This window comes from Streptomyces sp. NPDC047061, from assembly GCF_040643955.1.
In the GTDB taxonomy this organism is placed as follows: Bacteria; Actinomycetota; Actinomycetes; order Streptomycetales; family Streptomycetaceae; genus Streptomyces.
The window spans coordinates 1-8,080 of sequence record NZ_JBEYVI010000100.1; the positions used below are offsets into that span (position 1 = coordinate 1).

Annotated in this window: 4 protein-coding genes and 3 pseudogenes; 5 read left to right on the plus strand and 2 right to left on the minus strand. The window is 66.5% G+C overall.

Going from position 1 to position 8,080, the window contains the following annotated elements; genetic code table 11:
• Positions 1–1,405 (minus strand): beta-ketoacyl synthase N-terminal-like domain-containing protein (locus tag ABZ887_RS50610; protein WP_361306433.1); only part of this gene is annotated, 1,405 nt, incomplete at its 3' end.
• A gap of 584 nt (positions 1,406–1,989) precedes the next feature.
• Here ABZ887_RS50610 and ABZ887_RS50615 point away from each other — a divergent pair.
• The 5 genes and pseudogenes from ABZ887_RS50615 to ABZ887_RS50635 form a co-directional block, all read left to right on the plus strand.
• Positions 1,990–2,178: pseudogene (locus ABZ887_RS50615) on the plus strand (DUF6444 domain-containing protein); the annotation flags it as partial.
• Between the two features lie 1,191 nt (positions 2,179–3,369).
• Entirely contained in the window at positions 3,370–3,663 is a 294-nt protein-coding gene (locus ABZ887_RS50620) for a thioesterase domain-containing protein (RefSeq protein WP_361306427.1), read from the plus strand.
• A 150-nt stretch (positions 3,664–3,813) separates the two neighbouring features.
• Entirely contained in the window at positions 3,814–5,004 is a 1,191-nt protein-coding gene (locus tag ABZ887_RS50625; RefSeq protein WP_361306429.1) for a cytochrome P450, read from the plus strand.
• A gap of 329 nt (positions 5,005–5,333) precedes the next feature.
• The gene (locus tag ABZ887_RS50630; RefSeq protein ID WP_361306431.1) at positions 5,334–7,208 is read left to right on the plus strand and encodes an NAD(P)/FAD-dependent oxidoreductase; all 1,875 of its coding nucleotides are present in this window, start codon (positions 5,334–5,336) and stop codon (positions 7,206–7,208) included.
• A 215-nt stretch (positions 7,209–7,423) separates the two neighbouring features.
• Positions 7,424–7,546, plus strand: a pseudogene (locus tag ABZ887_RS50635) (transposase); the annotation flags it as partial.
• Between the two features lie 59 nt (positions 7,547–7,605).
• Here the strand turns inward: ABZ887_RS50635 and ABZ887_RS50640 are convergent.
• Positions 7,606–8,080: pseudogene (locus ABZ887_RS50640) on the minus strand (hypothetical protein); the annotation flags it as partial.

An 8,080-nucleotide genomic window follows, 5' to 3' on the forward strand; every position in this document is an offset into this window, starting at 1 on the left:
GCGCCGCCAACGCCGCATCAGACCGCGCCGACACCACCCACACCACCGGACCCGCAGATTCCAGCCCATCCTGGACAGCAGCCTCCACGGCAGACTCAGGCTCCACCCCGGCCTCAGGTGCCGCCGACCGTTCGACGACGGGTGCCTCGCCGACCACCACGTGGCAGTTGGTGCCGCCCATCCCGAAGGAACTGACCCCGGCGATGAGCGGCCGGTCGGCCTGGGGCCAGGGCGTGGTCCGGGTCTGGACCCGCAGGTTCAGCTCGTCGAGCGGAATCTGCGGGTTCGACTCGCGGAAGTTCAGGCTGGCCGGGATCTCGCGCCCGCGGATGGCCAACGCGACCTTGAGGAAACCGGCGATTCCCGCTGCGGACTCGAGGTGGCCGATGTTCGTCTTGACCGAGCCGACGGCCAGCGGGCCGTGCTCAGCACGGTCCCGCCCCAGCGCGGCGCCGAGCGCCGCCGCCTCGACCGGGTCGCCGACCCGGGTCCCGGTGCCGTGCAGCTCGACGTACTGCACGTCCGCCGCCTGCAGGCCGGCGAGCTGGTGGGCACGCCTGATGACCGCTTCCTGCGCCGCGCTGCTCGGAACGGTCAGACCGTCGCTGGCGCCGTCGCTGTTGACTGCGCTGCCGCGGATCACGCAGTACACGGGATCACCGGCGGCCAACGCGCTCGACAGGGGCTTGAGGACGAGCACGCCGCCGCCCTCGCCGCGCGCGTAGCCGTTGGCGCGCGAGTCGAACGTGAAGCAGCGGCCGTCCGGCGAGAGGCCGCCGAACTTCGCTTCCTCAGCCGCCGTCTCCTGGCTGATGCTGAGCTTGACCCCGCCGACCAGCGCGCTGGTGCACTCCCCGCGGCGCAGGCTCTCGCACGCCAGATGAACGGCGACCAGCGAGGACGACTGGGCCGTATCCACCGTCAGGCTCGGACCGCTCAGCCCGAACGCGTAGGACACCCGGTTCGCGATCATGCCGCGCTGCAGGCCGGTGTTGCTGTGCGCCGTTATCGCGTCCGTGCCACGCCCACGCAGCAGCGTGGCGTAGTCGTCGCGGTTCGCTCCGACGAAGACGCCGATCCGGTCACCGCGGACGTTGCCCGGCACGATGCCGGCGTCCTCGAACGCCTCCCAGCTCAGCTCGAGCACCAGCCGCTGCTGGGGATCCATCGCGATGGCTTCGCGTGGAGAGATGCCGAAGAATTCGGCGTCGAACCGGTCGACGCTCTCCAGGTAGCCGCCGAAGGAGGTGCCGGGCAGGGCTTCGCCCGCCCGCGGCCGACCGATCTCCTCCCGGTCCGCCGGCACTCGCGTGATCGCATCGCCACCGCCGCGGAGAAGCTGCCAGAAGGCACCGAGGTCCGGTGCCTTGGGCAGGCGGCATGACATGCCAATGACTGCGATCATGTCATCCCGCACAGGAAATTCTTCAGCGCTTGGCATGTCCGTCCGTCCCGTGCGAAAAAGAATTCAGCGTTTCAGTAAGTAGTGAGCCGGTTCCCGCTCGCAGCATCGCCACCGCGCTACCTGGATGCCTGACCCGGTGTCGGCATGGACGCGGGCCACACCGTGCCTGGTCCCGGTGTCTCGCTCCACTCACACCAGCAGGCGCTCTGGCGTGCGAGGCGAACGTGCACCAGGCGCCGCGCCTTGAGTCCACGCTGACGACGCGGCCGCCCCGCATGCGCGGGTCGATGAAAGGCACCATCTCCTGCGGACGATGACCGCGTCGGCACCGTTCGCTGCTGTCTCCGCCGCCAGCCGACCGGGCGCGTCTTCCGGGACGAGCAGCCTGTCCTGCGCACAGGGAACCAGCGGCGCGAGAAAGCACCGCGAGCCGGCAGACCCCGACCGAGCCCCCGGCGACTCGCTCCCAAGGACAATCGGCAGGCTCACAGGCCAGCCTTTCGGTGCGCATTCAGAAGGTCGTTGCTCTGCCGAATTCTTGACGTTGTGTCAGGTCGGGGGTGGGTGCGGCAGGGTCTGCGGTCATGTCGTCGGGGTTGGAGCCGGCGTCGCGTGGGGACCTCCTCGCGTCGTCCGGGCTGTTCCAGCGACAGAACGAGGAGTTGGCCGCCGCGCGGGAGCGGTTGACGGCGCGCGCGGCGGAGCTGGAGCGGCGGCTGGGCCGCAGATCGGGTAACTCCTCGATACCGCCGTCCTCGGACACATTCGGTAGCTCGGACACCTTCGGTAGCGGCGAGACCCACGAGATCGCCCCCGAGGCATTCCTTCTGTGCTTGAAGACTTTCCGCCAGGGCGGCAAGACCGGCCTGTCCGAGCGTCCCCGGGCCGAGGGGCGCCAGCAGGCCACCGCCCGCGACCTGCTGGAACGCCTGCGCGATCAGGCTCATGCAATCCTCCAGTTCGCCGACGACCCGCTCCTCGTGCCCTTTACCAACAACTGCGGGGAACGGGCTCTGCGGCCGGGGAAGACCCAGCTGATGATCTCCAGCTGTCACCGGCCCGAACACGGGCGGGGGCCCGGCTCACCGTGCGCTCGTACCTCGACTCCGCACGCAAGCGCGGTCTGAGCGCCTTCCACGCCGTCCGCCGCGCCTTCACCGGCAACCTCTGGATGCCACCCATCGCACAGCCCACTTGACCAGAACACCTCACACGCCGTCGCTGATCAGTCGTATTCCTGCTGAGCGCTTACGTCTCACAGTCCCTCATGAGCGGAAGGTAGTCACTGGGGCTCACCACCCGAAATAACACGGTTCCACCACGCGCCCATTGGGAGGCAATCAGGTTCTCTCCGCGGCGCTGAAGCGGATTCCGCGGGTCACCGACGCCGACGACCCCCGGGCTTCCCGCAGCGCTCAAATGAGGGCATCCGGCCGGCGGCGCATGGCCAGGTATGACCGTCCTCGCCTTTGCCCGCCGTGATCGCCGGCCTGGACCGCCGAGACCATCCTGAACCGGTCCCGAATGCCGACGGCTCCGCCGATCCACCCGAAGACTGGGGACAGATCGCCTGACCGTCACCGAGGCGCGTCGGCTGTTCCAGTTGCTCATCGCCCGGTGCGAGACCTGCCAGCCGAGATCGCAGCCATCCGCGTGGCCTTCCAGTTGTCATGGTCCCCTGGCGCCGCCACCAAGCCCGCTCCCGCCGGCACCACGACAAGCGACGCCTCACCGCTCTCGCCTGGCCGACTGACCGTCAGATCACGAAGTGCTGCTGCGGTACCGGCCGGAATCCGTACGCCGGTAGTGGGCGGATCGTGCCTGCGCAGTGGAACAGAGGAACTGTCTGAAGAGCCGTGGCCGGGAACACCGCCTGTAGGCTCAAGCCTCGCTCACCTGGCGATGAGTGCCCGTGGCGCCCATACATCGCGATTCATTCTGCCGAAGCTAGCACGTGGAGCGGCATGCCCGACTTCCTTGTCGACGACGAGTTACAGTGCCGACGTTACCGCCCGTCCCGCACGCCCACGGCCCGCCTGGTGTGCTTCCCGCACGCGGCCGGCTCAGCAACGTTCTCTGTGCCCTTCGCATCGGCTCTCAGCCCCGACGCTGACGTGGTCGCCATGCGGCACCCCGAGCGACAGGACCGCCGCCCGGAGCAGCCACTGACGGACGTGGACGCACTGGTCGACCAGATCCACGACATCCTCTTGCGGCAACCGCCGCTTCCGGTCACGTTCGAGCGGCCCCACAAGTAGAGGTCTTCCCCTACCGATTCCGGAGGCATCCGTGACATCACCACCCCGTGTCAGGCAACGGCACGTCTGGCCCCCGGCCAGCACGCTGATCGACAGCCTCCGGCCCGTCCGGCTGACCCTTGAGCCCGCACAGCCGATTGGGACACGCTGATGTCTGAGCTTGCAGTCCGGCCGGAGGAGCGCCCCGCCCTCGCCGCCCTCTTCAGCCCCGACCATATTGCGGATCCCTATCCGGCCTTTGCGACCTGGCGTGCCCAACGGCCGGTCGCCCGGCCGCGCGAGAACCTGTTCGTCTTCAGCCGTTACCAGGACTGCGCGGCGGTCCTCAGCGACCCGGCCTTCAGCCACGTGCCCAATGACGTCGCCACCGATCAGGACAACGCCAGCAACATGTTCCGGTTGGAGCCGCCCGACCACACGAGGCTCCGCCGCCTGGTGTCGCGCGCCTTCACCCCGGCGAGCGTCCGGGCACTGATGCCGCGCATCGAGGCGACCACCAGCGAGTTGGTGGGTGACCTCGGCCCTCGCTTCGACGTCATCGACCAGCTCGCGCGTCCGCTGCCGGTCCGGGTAATCAGTGAGCTGCTCGGTATCCCGGAGGCCGACCGGCCGAAGCTGGCGACCTGGGCTGAACAACTGTCCCGGAGCACCGACTTCCGCCACCTCATCCCGTCCGAGGTCCGCCCCATGATGCGCGCGGCCCGCGACGGCTTCCATGAATACCTCCTGGCGCTGCTTCACAAGCGGCGCCACGAGCCGGGCGATGACCTCGTTTCCGCCCTCGTTCACGTCCATGACGAGGGCGGCGCCCTGACCGAGCACGAGATCATCATCACCTGCCGGCTGCTGCTCATCGCCGGCTACGAGACCACCCGCGGCCTCATCGGCGGGTGCGTCCTCGCCCTGCTCAACCACCCCGCCCAGCTCGCCGCCCTGCGGTCCGCCCCCGACCTCGTCGACAAGTGCATCGAAGAGTCCCTCCGCTACGATCCTCCGGTCCAGCTCCTGGCCCGTGTCGCGCTTAAGGACGCGACGGTCGGCGCCACCACGGTCCCGGCAGGCGCGCGTGCCCTCATACTCGTCGGCGCGGCCAACCACGACGAGGCACTCGGCGATGACCCGGAAGTCTTCGACATCACCCGCGACACCCGCCGGCATCTGTCGTTCGGCCACGGGATCCACTTCTGCCTGGGCGCCTCGCTGGGACGCGCCGAGGCCGCCACCGCCCTCCGCCACCTGCTGCCCCTCCTCCCGGAGTGCCGGATAACCCAGCCCCCGGACTGGAAACCCCACACCGCCTTGCGCGGTCTTGAGCACCTCTGGCTGACCACGTCGCGCTGAGAGCGGGAATCCACCCTGTAGTCGGTTGGACCTGGAGAGTTTCACCCCCAAGCTCCCACAGATCCCGGCGGCTGCCGAAGCACCTGAGCGTCGGCTCGACCGCGAGAATGACCCGCAGTTCCGGAACGAAATCAGGTTCGACCACTCAGGATATAAAGCGACATCTCTTTTCGTGGCAACGCCAGGTCCAATCGCAGCGATCGGTCCCACCAAATGAATTGTCGGACAGCCGGAGGCTTCGGCCGAGCCGTGTGTACTCGGTACGCAATCGTCAGCCGGGGCGATGTCGCTCCGGCTTCGGGAGTGCGTCCGAGAGAGGAGTGATATCAGTGGCCTCTAGCGAGTTCACCGGTCTGCAAGAACTACTGCAACTCGACTTCGACCCTCAGGCGCTGAAGGATCGCTATGACCTTGAGCGCGACAAGCGTCTCCGCGCCGAAGGCGCCAAGCAGTACATCAAGATGGAGGGGGAGTACCAGAAGTACCTGGACGACATCTTCCATCAGGAGCGCCTTGACCGCGAACCTGTCGACGACGACGTCGATGTCGTGATCATCGGTGGCGGATTCGCAGGTCTGCAGACTGCCGCGCAGCTACGCAAGGTGGGCGTGGACAACTTCCGGATCATCGAACGTGCTCACGACTACGGCGGGACCTGGCTCTACAACCAGTACCCCGGTGCCGCATGTGACAGCGAGGCGTACTGCTACCTTCCGTTGCTCGAGGACACCGGCTACATTCCGAGTCAGCGCTACACGGACGCTGAAGAGATTCAGCAGCATGCTCAGCGCATCGGCCGCCGCTTCAACCTCCATGCGCAGACGCTTTTCCAGACAAGTGTCAATAGCGCTACATGGAACGAAGAAGGCCAGCGATGGACCATCGAAACGGATCGAGGCGATTCTTTCCGCGCACGATTCGTGGTACTGGCGGCTGGAGAATCCTTTACTTCGGGCAAGCTGCCCGGCATCCCAGGGATCAACCGTTTCAGGGGCGACAGCTTCCACAGCGCACGTTGGGACTACCAGATCACGGGTGGCAATACCCACGGGGACCTGCACAAGCTGCGCGAAAAGCGCGTTGCCGTCATCGGAACAGGGGCCAGCGCCGCCCAGATCATACCGGTTGTGGCGAAATACGCGAAGCATCTCTACGTCTTCCAGCGCACGCCGGCCCTGGTTGCGTCGCGCCAGAGCTTCCCGACCGATCCGGAGTGGGCCGCCGGCCTCGAGCCGGGGTGGCAGGAGCGCCGAGCCTGGAACATGATGGCGAACGTCGAAGGAAACCCCAGCGCTGAACCGCTCTACACAAACGGTGTGGTCAGCGACTCCGCCTCACTTTCGATCACACTCCGCAACTTGGGCGCCGAGGTGGCCGAGATGGCCAGCAAGGCTGGCGTCGAACTCACCCTCAAGCAGCGACTTGCGCTCGCCAACATGACGTTCATGGAGAAGTTGCGCGCACAGATCGACAACACGGTAGACGACCCGAACGTTGCGGAGTTGCTGAAGCCATATTTCGCATCGTGGTGCAAGCGACCTACCTTCAGCGACGAATACTACCCGACTTTCAACAGGTCGAACGTGACCCTGGTCAGTTGCCCTGCAGGTGTCGATGAGATCACCGAACACGGTCTCGTCGTCGATGGTGTCGGGTACGGGACGGATCTGATCGTTTACGCATCGGGACTGGCGGCAACGAATCCCGAACTTTTCCAGGTTGCGCGGTTCCCCATCACCGGCAGGAACGGCGTGACGCTGCAGGAGCGCTGGAGGGATGAACTCCGGAACCTCCACGGGATGTTGGTCAGCGGGCTCCCCAACTACTTCCAGATGACGTTGGTGGGAAATGGGCTCGGCGCCAACTACCTGTACGGGAACGGAAAGCAGGCCATGCATATTGCATGGATAGTGAACCACTGCTTGGAAGGCGAGGTCGCCGCTGTCGAGGCGACCGTTGAAGCCGAGGATGCGTGGCTCAGCGCCATGCGCGACTCATGGAACACGAGGCGGATCGCGGCGGCCCGGATGAACGTGGGCGAGTGCACTCCCAGCTATGTCAACAACGAAGGCAATCCGGATGATGCGAGGGCGGTCTTGAATAACTTCTATGGCGGAGGAATCATCAAGTACGCCAAGATTCTTGAGGAATGGCGGAATCATGACATCTTGGAAGGTTACGCAAAAACCTCCTTGGAGGAGTAGAGGTCGATCTGTGGCGCGCGGAAGGGGGCTGCGGCCAAGGTCGTAGGGGGCCGGTGGTCCAGTGGGCGTCGAGTCTGACGGTGTCGAGCGCGGTGGTGGCCGTCGCACCGCAGAGTGACGTGCTGTCCGGCAAGCTAGGACGTGAGCTAGCGGTGGTTTGTTACTGATCTCTTCGGGTTGTGGTCGGGTACTGATCCCCGCGGTAGGCCAGTGGTATGCGGTACGCGCAGGGCGGCGGGTTGACCGCCGAGCGGCGACAGTTTCGTGAGCGGATCCGGTTCGCGGCGGGCGAGCGCTTCGCACGCGGCGAGAAGACCGCGGTGATCGCGAGGGATCTGCGGGTGAGCGAACGGTCGGTGGAACGCTGGCGGCGTGCCTGGCGGGAAGGCGGGATGGATTACGCGGGCGCCAACGCGGCCTGGGGCATCTCGGCCCAGGAAGCATTGGCTTCGAGATCGGCGACGAGTCGGTCCTGGAAGCGGAGGTTTGAGGGGATGTCGTCGACGCGGGCAGCGCGCACGTACTTCTGGACCGTTCTGTGGTCCGGCTTCAGCTCCTTGACGATGATGGAGATGCCCACTCCCTTGTCATGGAGCGCATGGACCGTCCTGGTCCGGCTGACCGATGCGCGCCGTACCGATGACAAGCGGGCCCCAGGCAGTCCCGCCGGCACCACCCCGACAGCCGCCAGGATCCGACGCGGGGCGGGTGTCCTGTGTTCGTACCGGATAGTCAAGTCCGTCACCCGCGGGAAAGCGGTGTTGTCGCGGAGCAGCGGCAGGGCCCCGGCAAAGTTGTTGATCACGTTGCCAGGAGCAGGTCGATGGGGCGGTCGGTGGCGCGTGCGTAATGCCGTAGGGCGGCGGCGATGT

Bases quoted from the DNA above. Each gene is read 5' to 3' on its own strand.
- ABZ887_RS50620 (WP_361306427.1), top strand. From the start codon at position 3,370: ATGCCCGACTTCCTTGTCGACGACGAGTTACAGTGCCGACGTTACCGC.
- ABZ887_RS50625 (WP_361306429.1), top strand. From the start codon at position 3,814: ATGTCTGAGCTTGCAGTCCGGCCGGAGGAGCGCCCCGCCCTCGCCGCC.